14 protein-coding genes are annotated in these 17487 nt (G+C 35.2%); 11 read left to right on the top strand and 3 right to left on the bottom strand.

Annotated features, from left to right (window positions below):
- Positions 1 to 26 precede the first annotated feature (26 nt).
- From R2Q59_RS14725 to R2Q59_RS14755, 7 genes are all read left to right on the top strand, one after another.
- Positions 27 to 863 carry a neutral zinc metallopeptidase gene (locus R2Q59_RS14725; protein ID WP_316786036.1) on the top strand — a complete coding sequence of 279 codons (837 nt, stop codon included), beginning with the start codon at positions 27 to 29 and terminating at the stop codon, positions 861 to 863.
- Positions 864 to 1053: 190 nt separating this feature from the next.
- Positions 1054 to 2181 (top strand): hybrid sensor histidine kinase/response regulator, encoded by a 1128-nt coding sequence (locus R2Q59_RS14730; RefSeq protein ID WP_316770306.1) that lies wholly within the window; start codon positions 1054 to 1056, stop codon positions 2179 to 2181.
- A gap of 15 nt (positions 2182 to 2196) precedes the next feature.
- A complete protein-coding gene (locus R2Q59_RS14735; RefSeq protein ID WP_316786037.1) occupies positions 2197 to 5787 on the top strand; it encodes a response regulator in 3591 nt (1196 codons plus the stop codon).
- Between the two features lie 21 nt (positions 5788 to 5808).
- Positions 5809 to 6183 (top strand): two-component system response regulator, encoded by a 375-nt coding sequence (locus tag R2Q59_RS14740; RefSeq protein ID WP_316770310.1) that lies wholly within the window; start codon positions 5809 to 5811, stop codon positions 6181 to 6183.
- The gene (locus tag R2Q59_RS14745; protein ID WP_316770312.1) at positions 6177 to 7019 is read left to right on the top strand and encodes a protein-glutamate O-methyltransferase CheR; all 843 of its coding nucleotides are present in this window, start codon (positions 6177 to 6179) and stop codon (positions 7017 to 7019) included. The genes R2Q59_RS14740 and R2Q59_RS14745 overlap by 7 nt, the downstream gene beginning before the upstream one ends.
- Complete coding sequence (locus R2Q59_RS14750; protein WP_316770315.1) at positions 7006 to 7569, top strand: chemotaxis protein CheB; 564 nt, start codon at positions 7006 to 7008, stop codon at positions 7567 to 7569. Before R2Q59_RS14745 ends, R2Q59_RS14750 begins: the two co-directional genes overlap by 14 nt.
- 11 nt (positions 7570 to 7580) lie before the next feature.
- Positions 7581 to 7943: a response regulator gene (locus R2Q59_RS14755; RefSeq protein ID WP_316770317.1), complete on the top strand. Its 363-nt coding sequence runs from the start codon at positions 7581 to 7583 to the stop codon at positions 7941 to 7943.
- 300 nt (positions 7944 to 8243) lie between these two features.
- On the opposite strand, the gene R2Q59_RS14760 is transcribed toward R2Q59_RS14755, so the two are convergent.
- Complete coding sequence (locus R2Q59_RS14760; RefSeq protein ID WP_316786038.1) at positions 8244 to 10679, bottom strand: outer membrane beta-barrel protein; 2436 nt, start codon at positions 10677 to 10679, stop codon at positions 8244 to 8246.
- Positions 10680 to 11112: 433 nt separating this feature from the next.
- Here R2Q59_RS14760 and R2Q59_RS14765 point away from each other — a divergent pair, with 433 nt between their 5' ends.
- Entirely contained in the window at positions 11113 to 11622 is a 510-nt protein-coding gene (locus R2Q59_RS14765; protein ID WP_316786039.1) for a hypothetical protein, read from the top strand.
- 126 nt (positions 11623 to 11748) lie between these two features.
- Here R2Q59_RS14765 and R2Q59_RS14770 read toward each other — a convergent pair whose 3' ends face one another.
- Positions 11749 to 13419, bottom strand: coding sequence for a dipeptidyl-peptidase 3 family protein (locus R2Q59_RS14770; protein WP_316786040.1), 1671 nt, complete (start codon positions 13417 to 13419; stop codon positions 11749 to 11751).
- Positions 13420 to 13513: 94 nt separating this feature from the next.
- Here R2Q59_RS14770 and R2Q59_RS14775 point away from each other — a divergent pair, with 94 nt between their 5' ends.
- Positions 13514 to 14347, top strand: coding sequence for an N-acetylmuramoyl-L-alanine amidase (locus R2Q59_RS14775; protein WP_316770326.1), 834 nt, complete (start codon positions 13514 to 13516; stop codon positions 14345 to 14347).
- 63 nt (positions 14348 to 14410) lie between these two features.
- Here the strand turns inward: R2Q59_RS14775 and R2Q59_RS14780 are convergent, their stop codons facing one another.
- Positions 14411 to 16066: a glutamine--tRNA ligase/YqeY domain fusion protein gene (locus tag R2Q59_RS14780; RefSeq protein ID WP_316786041.1), complete on the bottom strand. Its 1656-nt coding sequence runs from the start codon at positions 16064 to 16066 to the stop codon at positions 14411 to 14413.
- 120 nt (positions 16067 to 16186) lie between these two features.
- Here R2Q59_RS14780 and R2Q59_RS14785 point away from each other — a divergent pair, with 120 nt between their 5' ends.
- Entirely contained in the window at positions 16187 to 16606 is a 420-nt protein-coding gene (locus R2Q59_RS14785) for a cobalamin B12-binding domain-containing protein (protein WP_316770331.1), read from the top strand.
- Between the two features lie 3 nt (positions 16607 to 16609).
- Positions 16610 to 17392: an enoyl-CoA hydratase/isomerase family protein gene (locus R2Q59_RS14790; RefSeq protein WP_316786042.1), complete on the top strand. Its 783-nt coding sequence runs from the start codon at positions 16610 to 16612 to the stop codon at positions 17390 to 17392.
- Positions 17393 to 17487: the final 95 nt, after the last annotated feature.

Below are 17487 nucleotides of genomic sequence, written 5' to 3' on the forward strand. Positions count from 1 at the left end.
CAATTTCCAAATTAAATCATAAAATTATGCAATGGTTCGGAAAAGGAAGTAGCAATGTAGAAGACGGCAGAAGTAGTAGTGGCGGAAAAATAGCCTTAGGTGGTGGAGTTGGTGTTATTGTTGTCATTTTGGGTCTAATATTTGGTCAAGACTTTACAGGCCTGGTAAGTCAAATACCAGCAACCGAGCAGGGGGAAGTAAAAAAAGGAACGCCTCAAGATGAACAAGGTAAGTTTGTTGCAGGAATTCTAGAATCAACCGAACAGGTTTGGCAAGAACAGTTTCAGGCTTTGGGCGGGACCTACGAAGAACCTGTTTTAAGACTGTTTAGAGACGGAGTTCAATCTGCTTGTGGTAGCGCAAGTTCTGCTGTTGGTCCTTTTTACTGTCCAGGCGACCATAAAGTATATATAGATTTATCGTTTTATGACGAATTAAAAAATCGTTTCGGTGCTGCTGGAGATTTTGCACAAGCGTATGTGATAGCACATGAGGTTGGTCACCATGTACAGAATTTGTTAGGCACATCTGCTAAAATGGAAGAAGCTAGAGGTAGATTAAGCGAAGTAGAATACAACAAACTATCTGTTAAATTAGAATTACAAGCAGATTTTTATGCAGGTCTTTGGGCGCATCACGCTCAAAACTTAAAAGATTTCAGGCTTGATGCTGGAGATATAGACGAAGCCTTAAATGCAGCCAATGCCATAGGCGATGACAAATTGCAAAAACAGTCGCAAGGCGAAGTTGTTCCCGATGCTTTTACTCACGGTACTTCTGCACAAAGAATGTACTGGTTTAAAAAAGGTTTTGAAAGCGGCGATATTAAACAAGGCGATACTTTTAATGCGTCACGATTGTAGCATAAAATTTTTCAGCCGCAGATTGATTTATTATTAATCTGGTTATTAATCTAGGAATCTGTGGCTTTCCTTTAAAATATTTTTAAAGTTTTTCAAAACAATTCATTAAAACATTTGTTTTGTATTCTTATATTGGTTCTCTACCTAGAATTACCAAATTAAAGAATGATAAAATAGCGCCAAGTTTTAAATGATTCTAATCGTAGATGATACACCAGAGAATTTAATTTCATTAAAAAAAGTTCTCGAAAAAAATAATTTTGAGGTAGATACGGCATCCTCTGGTGAAGAGGCTTTAAAGAAGGTTTTAAGGAACTCTTACGTCTTAATTATTCTTGATGTTCAAATGCCAGGAATGGATGGCTTTGAAGTTGCAGAAGCAATTTCTGGATACAGTAAAGCCAAAGAAACAGCTATCATTTTCTTATCAGCTGCCAATACCGAATTTAAATTTATTGCTAAAGGCTATTCGTCTGGTGGTTTAGATTATATCACAAAACCAGTTGATATAAATATTCTTCTACTAAAAGTGAAAACTTTTTATCGCATTTATGAGCAAAATAGAAAGCTTAATGAAATGCAGAAAACACTGATAGAAGAAATTGAATTCCGAAAAGAAGCTGAACGTAAAAAAGACGAATTCATCAGCATTGCTAGCCATGAACTAAAAACGCCATTAACTAGCGTTAAAGGATATGTTCAGTTGTTAGAAAGAAGTGTAAACAAGGGCGATACGGAAACTGTTAAAAAGCATTTGGCTAAAGCGCAGATCCAGTTAGAAAAATTAAACAGTTTAATTGCCGATTTGTTAGATATTTCTAAAATTGAAAGTGGAAAGCTTAAATTTAATAAACAAAACTTTTCTATTGATCAGTTATTAGATAATGTAATCGAAGTAATGCATCAATCTAATCCAGAGTTTAAAATTCATAAAAAAGGGATTGCAAATTGCGAAATTTTTGGAGATGAAATGCGTGTTGAACAAGTTATTGTTAACTTTTTAACCAATGCCATAAAATATTCTCCTGGAACATCTGAAATTGAACTCACCATAAATGTCAAAGACGAACAATTATATGTGGCAGTTAAAGATTATGGTATCGGAATGTTGCCAGAACAGTTAGCCCATGTATTTGATAAATTTTACCGAGTTGAGGAAACTTCTCAGCGTTTTCAAGGTTTAGGAATCGGATTATATATTTCCTCAGAAATTATAAAAAGGCACGGTGGTCAGGTTGGTGTAAATAGCACCTATGGTAAAGGATCGGAGTTTTACTTCCTAATGCCTACAAATTCAAATAGCGATTTTAATGATTAAAATTTACTATATAAAATGAAACTATCTTTCAAAAGTAACCTTCGCCTTGGCTTAGGTTTATCTTTGCTCTTATTGATCATTAGCTCACTAGCTTCTTATGTTAGCATTAAAAATTTAATCAAAAACGCTGAGCTTGTTTCACATACAAATGGTGTTCTCAATAACGTAAATCAAATTATTTCTTTTTTAAAGGATGCAGAAACTGGCCAAAGAGGATATTTACTTACTGGCAATAAAGTTTTTTTAGAACCATATAATGGCGCAAAAGAAAAAATTATTTCAACCTTTGATAATGTTAAATCTGCAACACTTGATAATCCTTATCAACAAAAGAAAATTGGAGAATTAAAAAAGATAATCGATAACAGATTTGAAGTTATTGATGAAACCATAATTTTTAAGCAGAATAAAGGTACCGTCTCCGAAGCAAGTTTGTTGGCTGGAAAAGTGTATATGGATGAGGCGAGGAGCATCATTAATAATATGCAGCAGGAAGAAAATAGATTGCTGGCCATACGTAATGCCGATTTAACCAAGCTATCTAATTATACGCCTTTATTAATTGTTCTCGCAGCAATCTTATCATTATTAATTACCATTTTCTTTTATAGAAAGGTGGCTTCAGATTTTGATGTAAGAGTTAAACTGCAACAGGAGTTAGAAGTTCTTAATAGAGAAACTGAAAAGAGAATAAACGTAATACAAGGTATTGCTCGTCAAATATCTAGTGGAGATTATAAAGTTAGGTTAGACGATGATACCAAAGATGGTTTAGGAAGTTTATCTGGCTCTTTAAATGCAATGGCCGAATCACTACAATATTCTTTTGGTTTGCTAGAAGATAAAGAGTGGTTGCAATCTGGCATTGCCAAGCTTAACGACCAGATGGTTGGCGAAAAAGATTTAAAAACTTTAGCCAATGATATGTTAACTGAAATTGTAGTGCATACCAAAAGCCATGTTGCGGCGCTTTACATTTTAGATGATGATAAAAATCTCTACCTAACTGGCTCCTATGCGCTTAATTCAGACAGCGTAAAAGATAAAATTGCCTCAGGACAAGGCTTAATTGGGCAATGTTTGCAATCGCAAAAGTTAATTTTATTGCAAGATATTCCTGCTGGTGAAATAACCATCAGCTATGCTACCGGACAAACACAGCCAAAAAACGTTATAGCTTTTCCATTACATAGGGATGGATTTGTTATCGGTGTTATAGAACTGGCGTCATTAAATGAATATACACCGAGAAAGCTCGACTTTTTAAATTCTATTTCTGGAAACATCGGTATTGCTATACACGTGGCACAAAACCGGAAGAGACTTCAAGACTTTTTAGAAGAAACGCAAGCGCAAGCTGAAGAGCTACAAGCTCAACACAGTGAATTGGAAGGTTTAAACTCAGAATTGGAAGCCCAATCTCAAAAAATACAAGCATCAGAGGAAGAGTTACGAGTACAGCAAGAAGAGCTTTTGCAGAGCAATCAAGAATTAGAAGAACGCACAGGTTTGCTAGAAGAAAAGAACCAATTAATTCAAGAACGGAATCTAGAAATTCAACAAAAAGCAGAACAGCTGGAGCAGAGCACGAAGTATAAATCTGAGTTTTTGGCTAATATGTCTCACGAGCTAAGAACACCTTTAAATTCAATTTTATTATTGTCTAAATTAATGGCAGATAACGAGGATTTGGAGCAAGAATATACAGAGTATGCCGCTGTAATTCAGAGTTCGGGTCAAGGCTTGTTGAGTTTAATAGACGAGATTTTAGATTTATCTAAGATTGAAGCTGGAAAGATGAGTTTGGAAGTTGCAGACGTAGCCATAGAAGAAGTTGTTACGGATATGCAATCCTTATTTAATCCAATAGCAAAAGATAAAAAATTGGATTTGGAGGTTTTTGTAAATAGCGATGTTCCAAAACTGATGAACACTGATAAAATGAGGCTGGAGCAGATTTTAAAGAACCTGTTGTCTAATGCTTTTAAATTTACCGCACAAGGCAAGGTTTTACTTTCATTAAATACAGACTTACATTATAAAACATTAATATTCAAAGTTAAAGATACTGGGATAGGAATAGCAAAGGATAAACAAAATGTGATTTTTGAAGCCTTTCAACAAGCAGATGGCTCTACCCGACGCAGGTTTGGTGGTACTGGTTTGGGTCTATCTATTAGCAGGGAACTAGCGAAATTACTTGGAGGAGAAATACAGTTGGTAAGTGAAGAAAATGTTGGAAGTGAGTTTACGCTTACGTTACCGACCAACTTTTCTGACAATGAGGCTTTTTTAGAGGAACAGGCAAGTAATAAAGAGGAAGAAATAAAAAACCAAATTGACTTTGTAACAGAACAAATAGAGCGCTATACTGTTGACCACATTCCTGGAGACATTGAAGATGATAGGAATGACATTAACCCTAATGATAAGGTTATTTTAATTATAGAAGACGACACGATGTTTGCAAAAACATTGCTCGGTTTTACTCGTAAAAGAAATTACAAAGGCATTGTTGCCGTTAGAGGAGATGTGGGTATAGAAATGGCCAATCAATATAATCCCCTTGCAATTTTGTTAGACATTCAATTGCCAATTAAAGACGGTTGGCAAGTGATGGAAGAACTAAAATCTAATCCTAAAACAAGACCAATTCCGGTTCATATCATGTCATCGCTTTCAGTTAAAAGAGAGAGTTTGTTAAAAGGTGCAGTGGATTTTATTGATAAACCTGTGGCGCTAGACCACATGAAGCAAATTTTTGAGAAGCTTGAAGACGCATTAAGCAGGCATCCGAAAAAGGTGCTCATCGTAGAAGAGAACCAACAACATGCAAAGGCGCTAAGTTACTTCTTAAGCAGTTCTAACATTCAAACTTTGGTTGTAGAGAACGTTAGCCAAAGTATTGAGGCCCTGAAAAAGAAAGAAGTTGAATGTGTTATCCTAGATATGGGAATACCTGACAAGAATGCTTATGAAACCCTAGAAACCATTAAAAAAAGTGATGGATTAGAGAATTTGCCTATCATTATCTTTACAGGCAAAAGCATTTCTAAAGGAGAAGAAACTAGGATTAAGCAATATGCAGATTCCATTGTGGTAAAAACAGCTCATTCTTATCAACGTATTTTAGACGAGGCGGGCTTGTTCTTACATTTGGTAGAGGAAAAAGACAAACAAACCAAACCTTTATTAAGAAATAATTTGGGTGGATTGAATGAGGTTTTAAAGGATAAAGTTGTATTAATAGCAGATGATGATGTTCGTAACATTTTCTCGCTTACTAAAGCCTTAGAGCAACATCAAATGAAAATTTTGCCAGCTGTTGATGGTAAGGAGGCCTTGAAGGTTTTAGAAGAGAACCCGAAAGTAGATGTCGTGTTAATGGACATGATGATGCCAGAGCTGGATGGTTACCAAACTACAACCCTAATAAGAGAAATGCCAGCCTACAAACATTTGCCAATTTTAGCTGTTACTGCTAAGGCCATGATGGGAGATAGAGAAAAATGCATCTCCGCGGGTGCTTCAGATTATATCTCAAAACCTGTAGATATAGACCAGTTGGTTTCGCTGTTAAGGGTTTGGTTATATGATAGAGTTTAACACCAGTTGTTTTAAAGATTTATGGAAGTTAAAACAAAGAAAATATTAATAATAGACGACGATAGCAGAAATATATTTGCTTTAACTGCGGTTTTAAAAGCAAAAAAATATAATTGCCTATCAGCTCAAAGTGCAAAAGAAGGGTTTGATATTTTACAGCAAGATAAAGATGTTAGCGTGGTGTTAATGGATATGATGATGCCCGATATGGACGGTTACCAAGCAATGAAAAAAATGAAAACAGAACCGTTAATGAAGGATATTCCTGTTATTGCGGTAACTGCTCAAGCAATGCTAGGCGATAAAGAACGTTGCTTAAATGCTGGTGCAGTTGGTTATATTTCAAAACCTGTAAATGTAGATGAGTTGGTATTGCTTTTAAATAAATATTGCTAGTGTCTAATTTACCTCCTATAAATGACGAACAGGTAGAAACATTGATTGATGATGTTTTAGAGCAATATGGCTATGATTTTACTGGTTACTCTAGAGCATCATTAAAACGAAGGCTAAGTAGGTTATATAGTTTGGATAAGCAAGTAAGTTTTGCTGAGTTTAGGTATAAAATAGGAAGTGACAATCTTTATTTTAAACGTTTTGTAGAACAAATTACAGTTAATGTTACAGAAATGTTTCGCGACCCTAATTTCTACAAAGCTTTAAGGGAGCGCGTTTTGCCAACTTTGGCAACTTATCCTTTCATCAGAATTTGGTTGGCAGGTTGCTCAACTGGCGAGGAGGCTTATTCTATGGCAATTGTTTTAAAAGAGCTTAATTTGCTGCATAAATCGCTAATTTATGCCACAGACATTAACCCAACTGTTTTAGAAAAAGCTGCCCTAGGCATGTTTCCACTAAGCCAAATGAAACAATACTCTGAGAATTATATCGCATCTGGCGGAAAAGCAGATTTTTCATCGTATTATAGCGCAAACTATTCATTGGCAAAATTTGATGTAGACCTAAAAGAAAAAATGATTTTTTCAACTCATAACTTAGTCTCAGATCACTCTTTTAATGAATTTCAGCTAATTTTATGCAGAAACGTACTTATTTATTTCGACAGGGACTTGCAGTTTAAAGTGTTACAATTGTTTGATAATAGTTTAGAAAACTTGGGTTTCTTGGCTTTGGGTACTAAAGAAACAACAGATTTTTCACCAATCAGTAAAAGGTATAAAAGATTGGAAATGGAGAAAATTTGGAGGAAAACAGTAAATGAAAAATTGTGAAGCATTAGTAATTGGAGGTTCTGCAGGAAGCTTGGATGTATTAATAAAAGTGCTTCCTAGCATCAATTTGGATATTAAATTCCCAATCATAATTGTGCTTCATCGTAAAAAAGGAACCGATTCTTTGCTTTCAGATTTATTGTCTACAAAAACAAAATTAAAAGTTAAAGAAGCAGAAGAAAAAGAGAATATACTTGCTAAAACGATATACATTGTCCCTTCAGATTATCACCTTCTATTCGAAAAAGATTTTACCTTTTCCCTAGACTATTCAGAGAAAGTTAATTATTCTAGACCATCTATAGATGTAACCTTTCAGTCTGCGGCAGAAGTATATAAAGATAAACTAGTTTGTTTACTATTGTCTGGCTCTAATGCCGATGGTGTAAATGGATTAACTATGGTTAAAGAATTCGGTGGAGAAGTAGCCGTGCAAAACCCAAAAACAGCCCAAGTAGATTATATGCCAAATCAAGCAATTTTAAGGGTTAATGTTGATGAAATATTAGACATAGAACAAATGGCAGATTATATAAACAAACTAAATTAAACGCTCAAGAAATGCCTAAAAAAGTATTTATTTTTGATGATAATAATGATATTCTAGAACTTTGTACGCTGATTTTAGAAGATGCTGGTTACGAAATTAAAACTTCTGCAACCTCAAACAATATCGTAGACCAAGTATCGGCCTACATGCCAGATTTAATCTTTATGGATAACTGGTTACCCGATGTTGGTGGCATTGAAGCTACGCAAGAGCTAAAATCTCATCCAGATTTAAAAAACATTCCTGTTATTTATTTTTCGGCTAATAACGATGTAAGTACACTAGCAAAAAAAGCAGGCGCTGATAGCTTTTTAGCGAAGCCTTTTGACATACACGCCTTGGAAGAAATTGTAAGCGCACACATAGAGAAATAATTTCTTTTGAAGCGCAAGTTGAGATGCAATGATTAAAGTTAGTCCAGCTTTCCGCTCAATCTTTTTGTCCTTCGACAAGCTCAGGATGACAAAAAGGATTACGCTTCAATCTGGGCTATTTAACTTAAACCAGTGCAGGGAAACCGTGCCTAATAGCAGCAGATCAAGTGTACTAAACCCGATTGCACGAAAAGCCCACATCCCGATTTCTTCATCGGGAGAGGACTTGAAGTAAAAGCGGGACTAACATTGAAATGAAACACAGGTTTGCCTTTTCTAATATTATTCCCGCTTTTAATTTTAATTTTTCATTCTTCCTTGCTCAGATTCTGTTCCGGTAGAACGACGACGAGCAGGTTTGATTTCATTTTTACCAAAACGATAAGAGAAACTAATTCTACCAATCTGAGTTTCGTTTTTCTGGTACAAATCGTATTTCAACCCTGGATAGGCACTTGTCAACTCGCTGTCATTGGTGTTAAACACATCGCTCAGCGCCAATTTTAAACTTGCTTTTTTGTTAAATAAAGACTTGCTTATCCCTGCATCTACTGAATAACGCGACCTAAGGCTAAGTGTACCATAATCTAATGGCGATTCGTAACTTCCACTTAGCTCGGCTGTTAAACCTTTAGCGATTAAAAAGGTGTTTTGCATTCTAAATTGGTAGGCGGTTTTTCCAGTGTTTAATGCCTGTCCAGCTAAGTTCGGGGATTCAAAACTCAAGTGGAAAACGTTTAAATTATTATTAATATCCCACCATTTACCAATTTTAACAGGGATGTTTAAATTTGCACCATAAGATGTGTTTTTAGCAAGGTTTGCATTGGTTTGATATAAAGCTTTTTGTGCTGCATCAGGTAATATAACTTCCGTAATCGCATCATTTGTTCTACTATAGTTTACGGATAAATTGTATTTCTGCAATAGCGTATAGCTTACTTCAAAGCTGTTGGTATACTGCGGATTTAAGAAAGGATTTCCCTTGCTATAAGTATATTGGTCTAAGTAATAAAGAAAAGGATTTAAGGCATCGTAGCCTGGTCTATCAATCCTTCGGCTGTAAGAAAAGCCAACCTGATTATTTTTAGACAAGGTTTGCTGCACAAAGAAAGTAGGGAAAAAGTCCCAGTAATTTCTTTCTACAACGTTTTTAGTGGTAATTAAGTTTCCTTTCGACGAAGTCTGCTCAACCCTTAAGCCTAGTTGTATACTTGTATTTTTAAACTGTTTGTTAAGATTTGTATAGGCTGCATTTACATTCTCGTCGTAAACAAATTGATTGCTGCGGCGTGCATCGTTTTGCCAAACAGTAGCAAGAAGTTGTTCTGCCCTTAAGTTGTTATCTGTTTTAACCCAACTACTTTTTAGCCCAGCTTCTAACTTCAAAGTTTTACTTAAAGACACATTATAGTCAACTTTAAAAGCCTTGATATTAATTTCCGAAGGCGTACCATTACGTGTATATTCTGTTGGCTTTTTTATAATGCCGTTAGCTAGTAAAAAAGCGTTTTCAAAGGCAGTACCATCATTTCCTTTGTACTTAGAATAATCTAAATCGACCGATATTTCTGAACCAGCGGTATCTAACACAGATTTATAGTTAATGTTGTAGGCCATGTTATTGTACTTATTGGTTTGTAAGTTATTAGCAACTAAAGAAGAGTCTATAACAGAAAAGCTCGGGCCAATTTTTGTGTTAGTTAAAGAGTGTTCGGTTCCACTGTTCGAATAACCATTTACCAAAACACCAATTGTATTTTTCTTATCAATAAAGAAGTCCAGACCAGCTTTGTAATTATTGTTATTCATCTTTCTGTTCATGTCTCCAGCTTGAGAAAAATAAGTGTTTGGAGTACCGTTTGAGATTCTATCAATAGCAATAAAGTTGTCTCGCTCGATATTGTTATAGTTGTAATTTCCAAAAATATTCACCTTTGCTGTTCTATGGTTTAGATTGATTCCTGCACTTCCCCTGAAATTTTTACCATAACCAGCTGATGCATTAACGCTACCATTTGTACCCGCACTTTTGCTCTTTTTTGTCTTGATGTTGATGATTCCTGCATTCCCAGCGGCAGGATATTTAGAAGATGGATTGGTAATTAATTCTATTGTTTCTAACTGCGAGCTTTGCATGTTTCGCAATAAGTTGGCAACATCAGCATTGCTCATGTAAGTTTGTTTGCCATCTATCATGACCATTACACCTTGTTTGCCTTGCATAGAGATATTGTCGTTTTGGTCTACAGTTACACCTGGTGCCTTTTGCAAAACCTCTAACGCTGTAGAACCAATTGCGATGCTGCTGTTTTCTACATTCATAACCACCTTATCTGTTTTGCGTTCAATTAAAGGTTTAATCGCTGTAACACTTACCGTATTTAAGGTTTTGCTGGTAGGTTTAAGTTTAATCTCACCTAAAGCAAGAGTTAAATTCTGCTCGTTTAAAACAAAAGCTTTTCCTTTATAATTTTCGTAGCCCATATTATTGGCTTTGATATAATAGGAGCCAGTGTTAATGTTGGCAAATTCAAACTTTCCATCTGCCGTAGTCAAGGCAGTTTTTACCAAAGATGAATCTGTTGATTTAAATAGTCCAACGGTCACAAAATCTACAGGTTTGTTTTGTTCATCTAATATGGTTCCATTTACGGTTCCTTGTTTGGCTTGTTCATTGGCTGATGCAATGTTTCCAAGTAATAGTGCTAATAATAAAAAGTAAATAGGTCTCATTTTATTTGTTTTAGGTTTAAAAATAGGGCATAAAAATTCCACTACGCTTGCACGCAAATTTTTTTCATTTCCTAAAATTTAAGTTTAGTTTAAAAGGTTGCTCACCTCTTCAATAGTTTGTGTCTTATAGACGAGCATAATCAAGAAAAGGTTACAAGGTTTTTTATCTTTTTTTGAAGAAGGGGATTATTAGTATAAGAAAAAATTTATAAATAGCTGATAACATACAAGTTTTCGGGTTCAATTCTTGAATAGTTTAATCGGGACTCCCTAAATAAGTTAATTAAAAATCGATGTTATAATTTTTTGTAATTGACTTATTGTTAATGTTTTATGTTTAAAATTAATTTCTTTAACTAAAGGTTTAATTCTGTAATTAAATTGTTTTTTTGGATTTTAATATTCTAGATTGTAGTACATTAAAATTACAGTCATGAAAAAATTATTAATAATTATTCTTTGTTCAATTGGTATAATTAGTTGTAAAAAGAAAGAAGTAGAAATAAATAGCACCCCACGAGAGGTTATTAACTTTAAATTGGTGAATAACAATGGGGTAGATTTGATTAATGGTCCATTAAACCCTGTTCTAACCGAAGATTTGATTTTAGAATATTTAATTGATGGTAAAAGACTGGTTCCGTCAATAGATCCTCGTATCCAGTTAGATGAACCTTATGTTCCAGTAAGCATAAGCAATTATTATAATCCAAATATTTTTGATGGAAAAACTGTTAATTTCGAGCCAAATATTACTGCTGATCAAACTACTTTAAAGGCTACATCTTACCTAACCATTAAAAATAAGGGTACATTTAAAGTAGAGGTTGAGCTTTTAAAAGCTGGAGTAAACTCAACAAATGGAAAGGTTTGGGTTAATGATGTATTGTTAAGAACTGATAGATCTGGTGGGGATAAGCCAATTACACTAGTGGTTAATTAAAAATAGTGTTTAAGAGAAATTTTATAATTTATTAAAATGAAAAGCCTGTATAATTTATACAGGCTTTTGTTTATTTTTAAGGTAATAGTCTATTCCATATTGCCCCTTAACTATTCCCTCTTTAATCTATTTCATTCCCAAAACATCAACACCTTGGTCAAAAACAATATCAACTGGGATACCTTTTTTGGATAGCCTATCTAAGTCGCCCTGCAATTCTGCTGCAATAATTCCATTGGTTTTTTGTGCTTTTTCTACAGCGATTTTATCACCATTGCCCTGAAGCGTAATGATAAAGTTGGTTAGCTCATTCATTGCTACTGCAAATTTGTCGAAATCAACTTTGTAAGTTCCATTAGCAGACCTTTGAAATGCACCTTTTTCTTTAAAGAAATTAAAGCATTGCATGTTTGCTTTACCATGAGATTCTGCTGCACCAAAACGTACCGAACGTAACAAGCCAGCCATAAATGTGGTGTAATAGTCTTTAATGTCGCCTGTAAGTTCGCCTTTTTTAAGCAAGCCAGTTACCATATACAAACCTAAAATATCGGCCTTGCCTTCTTCTAACCAAGAGTATTGTTCCTTCAACGCAGAGCGAACAGTTCCTTTTCCTGTAATGGTGTTTTTAATGCCTAAACCATGGGCTACTTCGTGGAACATCACATTGGCAAAGAACGCATCAAACTTGATGTATTTAATTTGGTCTTTATCAATTAACTCATTTGCAATTGGCACTAAGATTTTATCAAACTTAGCTTGCATTGCATTTTTCAATTGCGAACGGCGAGTACCTTTTTTCTGCTGAATAACTTCATCGTTAGGTAAGTTAACCGCTATTGTTTTCGAGCCAGCATTGCAATCTCCAGCATAATAAACAACATCGTAAGCATTTAATTCAGAGTCGGTGCCAGGCGTTTCTTTTTTATATTTCGCATCAACTGGTAAGCCTTTTTGTAATTCAGGTAGCATGGCAACATATTTTGCCAAACGTTTGCTCCATACTTTATCCTTAACTAAAACGTAAGATTCAAACGATGCACGGGCATTGAATAACTTATCGTCGTAGTTTTCAATCGGACCAATGATAATGTCAAGTCCATTGTTTTTCATGTCAAGCCAAGCATAATCACTAGCGGTATAGTTATCGCTTACCAAAGCATCGGCACGAAGATTTAGGTATTTTTTTAGACCAGCATCGTCAGCAACTAATGCTGCTTGTTTTAACAAACTGCTAGCTTTTTGTAATTCAGTAGCGTAAATAACGTGATAAGGAACTGAAATTAATTTGCCTTGCTCGGTTCTAATCACAGAATACAAACCAAATTTATCTTTTACATCAGACTTTTCAAGGTCTTCTTTTTTCATCCCAGCAGGATAAAAAGTTCCATTTTCAGGTTTTGGACCGATTCCAGTTACAAAGGGTTTGTCGCCATTTAACCTATCCCAAGGACCGTAATTAATCATTACAAACTGTTTCGTTTTTTCGTCCTTAATGGTGCTTAAAAGGCTATCACGTTGTGGATAGGCTTGTTTCCAGAATAATTCGTCCATTATTTTGGCAGCCTCAATTAACAAAGGAAGCACTTTTCTTTCGCTTACGGTAAGTGCATTTAAATCTGTACTTAACCGAACCCTTTCGTAAATTGGTAATCGTTGGGCAACATATTCTATTAAACTGTCTTTATCTTTCTTGTCGTTATTAGCTGTTTTTTGCTCTGCGTTATTGCAAGAAAATAGGCTAGCCGTTATAGAAAGGCCTACAAGTAAAGCAACAGTTTTGTTATTATTCTTCATTTGGTTACGAAATTGATTTTATTTTATTTCAATGCACTAAATTAGCAAAAAATACAAGCAAATTTTTATTGATTATCATTACTAAACAAAAGCCATGCCGTTAAAAAAGTCAATTTTAAGTAGTGCCATTTTATTAGGATTCGGTTTATTTTTAACCAACTGTAGCACCAATAAATATGCCGCAACAGATAAAATTTATAAAAATATGGCGAAGGGTTTCTCTAAAACCATTAGAGCAACTCCACCAGAAGGACAAACCATAGATTCTCTTAACAACCAACAGTATTTTGTGGGTACGGTTAATATGGGAATTAGGAAACCTAATTTTGTAATCATCCATCACACCGCACAAGATTCTTTAGCTCAAACTATAAAAACATTTACTATTGCAAGAACGGCAGTTAGTTCTCATTATGTGGTGAGTAGAGATGGAAAAGTGGTGCAAATGGTAAATGATTATTTAAGGGCGCAACATGCCGGAGCTGGTAAATGGGGAAGTGTTACCGATATGAATTCTTGCTCTATTGGTATAGAAATGGATAATAATGGTACAACCGATGTTTGGACTGATGCACAGATCAATAGCCTTTGCGCTTTATTGGCTACCTTGAAAAAGAAATACAGCATTCCAACTGCTAACTTTATTGGCCATGCTGATTTTGCCCCAACACGCAAACCCGACCCAAATAATTTCCCTTGGAAAACTTTGGCTAAAAAAGGATTTGGATTGTGGTTTGATGATGTTTTGCAAATGCCACCTGCAGATTTTGATACCACTTCCGCCTTGCGCATTATTGGTTACGATGTAAAAAATTTAGGTGCAGCCGTTACAGCTTTCAAACGTCATTTTGTGGGTAATGATTTAACGCCAACCTTAACAGACCCAGATAAGTTGATTCTGTATAATTTATACAAGAAATATATGTAAAACGTAAGACGGAAATGTAAGATGTAATGAGACCATTTTCCATCTTACATTTTCCCTTTTACATTAAGCTTTCGGTTTCCAAGCTTCTTTTAAACCAACAGTCCTGTTGAAAATAATGTTTCCAGGCTTAGAATCTTTATCTACGCTAAAGTATCCTTTGCGTATAAATTGATAACCTATACCTTGTTCTGCATTAGCCAAATAAGGTTCAATATATGCTTGTTTAATCACTTGCATACTATCTGGATTTAAATATTCCTTAAAGTCGCCTTCTTCACTATCTGGAGATTCTACGGTGAATAATCGGTCGTATAAACGAACCTCCGCAGTTTCTGCGTGTTTGGCACTAACCCAATGGATGGTTCCTTTTACATTTATGCCACTTGTATCTTCACCACTTTTAGATTCTGGAATATAAGTACAATGAATTTCTGTTATGTTCCCGTTTTGATCTTTTTTGAAATCTTCACATTTAACAATGTAAGCATGTTTTAATCTTACTGTTGCACCTGGCGCCAATCTGAACCATTTTTTTGCTGGCTCTTCCATGAAATCTTCACGCTCTATCCAAAGTTCATTGCTGAAAGGAATTTCACGAGTTCCACCTTTATCTTCAGCTTCTGGATTGTTTTCTCCTATTAAAATTTCTTCACCTTTGGTATAATTGGTAATGATTAATTTGATAGGATCTAAAACAGCCATTACACGAGTAGCTCTTTTATTTAAATCTTCGCGAATGCAAAACTCTAATAAGCTTAACTCAATTAGATTTTCTCTTTTGGCAATGCCTATGCGCTCACAAAACTCTTTAATGCTTTCTGGTGTATAACCTCTTCTGCGCAAACCACTAATAGTTGGCATTCGTGGATCATCCCAACCGCTAACCATGTTTTCGTTAACCAATTGCATTAACTTACGTTTGCTCATTACTGTATAAGTAAGATTTAAACGAGCAAATTCATATTGTTTAGACGGAAAAATTCCTAATTTCTCAATAAACCAATCGTACAATTCTCTGTGAGAAACATATTCTAAAGTACAAATAGAGTGTGTGATGTTTTCGATGCTATCACTTTGTCCATGTGCAAAATCATACATTGGATAAATGCACCAAGCATCTCCAGTACGGTGATGATGAGCGTGTTTAATACGATATATAATCGGATCTCGCATCAACATATTCGAACTAGACAAATCAATTTTAGCTCTTAATGTACAAGTTCCATCAGCAAATTCGCCATTCTTCATGCTGGCAAACAAAGCTAGGTTTTCATCGACAGTACGTTCTCTGTAAGCACTTGGCGTACCTGGTTCTGTTGGTGTTCCTTTTTGAGTTGCAATTTCTTCAGCTGTGCTATGGTCTACATAAGCTAAGCCATCTTCAATCAGTTTTACGGCGAAAGAATGTAGCTGATCAAAATAATCTGAGGCATATAATTCATTTTTCCATTGAAAGCCTAACCATTGAATGTCTGCCTGTTGGCTGTCTACGTATTCTGTTTTTTCAGTTACTGGATTAGTGTCGTCAAAACGTAGATTAGTGTAACCACCATATTTTTGGGTTAAACCAAAATTAAGGCAAATTGCTTTAGCATGTCCAATGTGTAAGTATCCGTTAGGCTCTGGCGGAAAACGAGTTACCAAGGTTTTCGTTTTTCCACTACTTAAATCATTCTCTATTAGCTCTTCAATAAAGTTCAATGATTTTTCTTCACTCATAAAAATTATAGATTATAGACCTCAAAGTTAACAAGATTAGGGTAAATTAAGGCTGTTTTTAACGCATTGATTAATAAAACAGCTAATTTATTTACATTTACACTCTACTCAGTATCAAATATGAACAAAACATTGAACAGACCTATTCGGGTTTTAGTAGCAAAAGTGGGCTTAGATGGACATGATCGCGGTGCAAAAGTGATCGCAACATCCTTGAGAGATGCTGGTATGGAGGTTATTTATACAGGCTTGCGTCAAACACCAGAAATGGTTGTAAATGCAGCTTTGCAAGAAGACGTTGATGCCATCGGCATTTCCATTCTTTCAGGTGCGCACATGACGGTTTTTCCAAAAATTGTAGCCGTCATGAAAGAAAAGCAATTAACTGATGTTTTATTAACTGGCGGAGGAATTATTCCCGAAAGAGATATGAAAAAGCTTCAGGAAATTGGTGTTGGAGAACTTTTTCCTCCAGGAACACCGATGGCAAGCATAGTAACTTATATAGAGAATTGGGTTGTTAAGAACAGAAATTTTTAAGGTATGGCATATCAACAAATCATAGCTGAAGTAAAAGACCAGATTTTTTACATCACCATAAATAGAGAGCAAAAACTGAATGCCTTAAATAAGGAAGTGCTAACTGAACTGGCTGATGCAATTGCGTTTGCTTCAAAAAGTGAAGAAGTGAGAGGAGTTTTAATTACAGGAGCCGGTGAAAAAGCATTTGTTGCAGGGGCAGATATTTCTGAGTTTCAAAATTATTCATTGGCTGAAGGAAAAGAGCTGGCAAGAAGCGGTCACCAAAATGTTTTCGACGCTATTGAAAATTGTCCGAAACCAGTTGTAGCTGCAATAAATGGTTTCGCCCTTGGCGGAGGGTTAGAATTAGCCATGGCTTGCCATATACGAGTAGCAAGTGATAATGCAAAACTGGGTTTGCCAGAAGTTACATTAGGTTTAATACCTGGTTATGGCGGTACGCAAAGATTAACGCAATTAGTTGGAAAAGGTAGAGCTATTGAAATGATTACAACTGCCGATATGATTACTGCTGAAAAAGCCTATAGAACTGGATTGGTAAACGAAGTTGTGCCACAGGTAGAATTAATCGCAAAGGCGGAAGAAATTTTGAATAAAATTAAAACCAGAGCGCCTTTGGCAATTGCCAATGCTATAAAAGCCGTTAATGCTTCTCTAAAAGAAAATATAAACGGATTTGAGGTTGAAATAGAAGAATTTGCTAACTGTTTTCAAACGGAAGATTTTAAAGAAGGTGTTACCGCCTTCATAGAGAAACGTAAGGCGATTTTTAAAGGTAGATAGTGTTTTTTTGGGCTAAGGAAAACTTATTTATTCAATTGAAAATCAGCAGGTTTAACTATTTGTACGTGTTATTGGGTATTATAATATACCTATTT

Source organism: Pedobacter frigiditerrae (genome assembly GCF_032678705.1).
Classification (GTDB): Bacteria; Bacteroidota; Bacteroidia; order Sphingobacteriales; family Sphingobacteriaceae; genus Pedobacter; species Pedobacter frigiditerrae_A.

What these genes read in the sequence shown, in the direction of transcription:
- R2Q59_RS14770 (WP_316786040.1), bottom strand. Translation starts at nt 13,419, where the DNA reads ATGAAGAATAATAACAAAACTGTTGCTTTACTTGTAGGCCTTTCTATA.
- R2Q59_RS14735 (WP_316786037.1), top strand. Translation starts at nt 2,197, where the DNA reads ATGAAACTATCTTTCAAAAGTAACCTTCGCCTTGGCTTAGGTTTATCT.
- R2Q59_RS14765 (WP_316786039.1), top strand. Translation starts at nt 11,113, where the DNA reads ATGAAAAAATTATTAATAATTATTCTTTGTTCAATTGGTATAATTAGT.
- R2Q59_RS14785 (WP_316770331.1), top strand. Translation starts at nt 16,187, where the DNA reads ATGAACAAAACATTGAACAGACCTATTCGGGTTTTAGTAGCAAAAGTG.
- R2Q59_RS14750 (WP_316770315.1), top strand. Translation starts at nt 7,006, where the DNA reads ATGAAAAATTGTGAAGCATTAGTAATTGGAGGTTCTGCAGGAAGCTTG.
- R2Q59_RS14790 (WP_316786042.1), top strand. Translation starts at nt 16,610, where the DNA reads ATGGCATATCAACAAATCATAGCTGAAGTAAAAGACCAGATTTTTTAC.
- R2Q59_RS14725 (WP_316786036.1), top strand. Translation starts at nt 27, where the DNA reads ATGCAATGGTTCGGAAAAGGAAGTAGCAATGTAGAAGACGGCAGAAGT.
- R2Q59_RS14780 (WP_316786041.1), bottom strand. Translation starts at nt 16,066, where the DNA reads ATGAGTGAAGAAAAATCATTGAACTTTATTGAAGAGCTAATAGAGAAT.
- R2Q59_RS14775 (WP_316770326.1), top strand. Translation starts at nt 13,514, where the DNA reads ATGCCGTTAAAAAAGTCAATTTTAAGTAGTGCCATTTTATTAGGATTC.
- R2Q59_RS14730 (WP_316770306.1), top strand. Translation starts at nt 1,054, where the DNA reads ATGATTCTAATCGTAGATGATACACCAGAGAATTTAATTTCATTAAAA.
- R2Q59_RS14740 (WP_316770310.1), top strand. Translation starts at nt 5,809, where the DNA reads ATGGAAGTTAAAACAAAGAAAATATTAATAATAGACGACGATAGCAGA.
- R2Q59_RS14760 (WP_316786038.1), bottom strand. Translation starts at nt 10,679, where the DNA reads ATGAGACCTATTTACTTTTTATTATTAGCACTATTACTTGGAAACATT.
- R2Q59_RS14755 (WP_316770317.1), top strand. Translation starts at nt 7,581, where the DNA reads ATGCCTAAAAAAGTATTTATTTTTGATGATAATAATGATATTCTAGAA.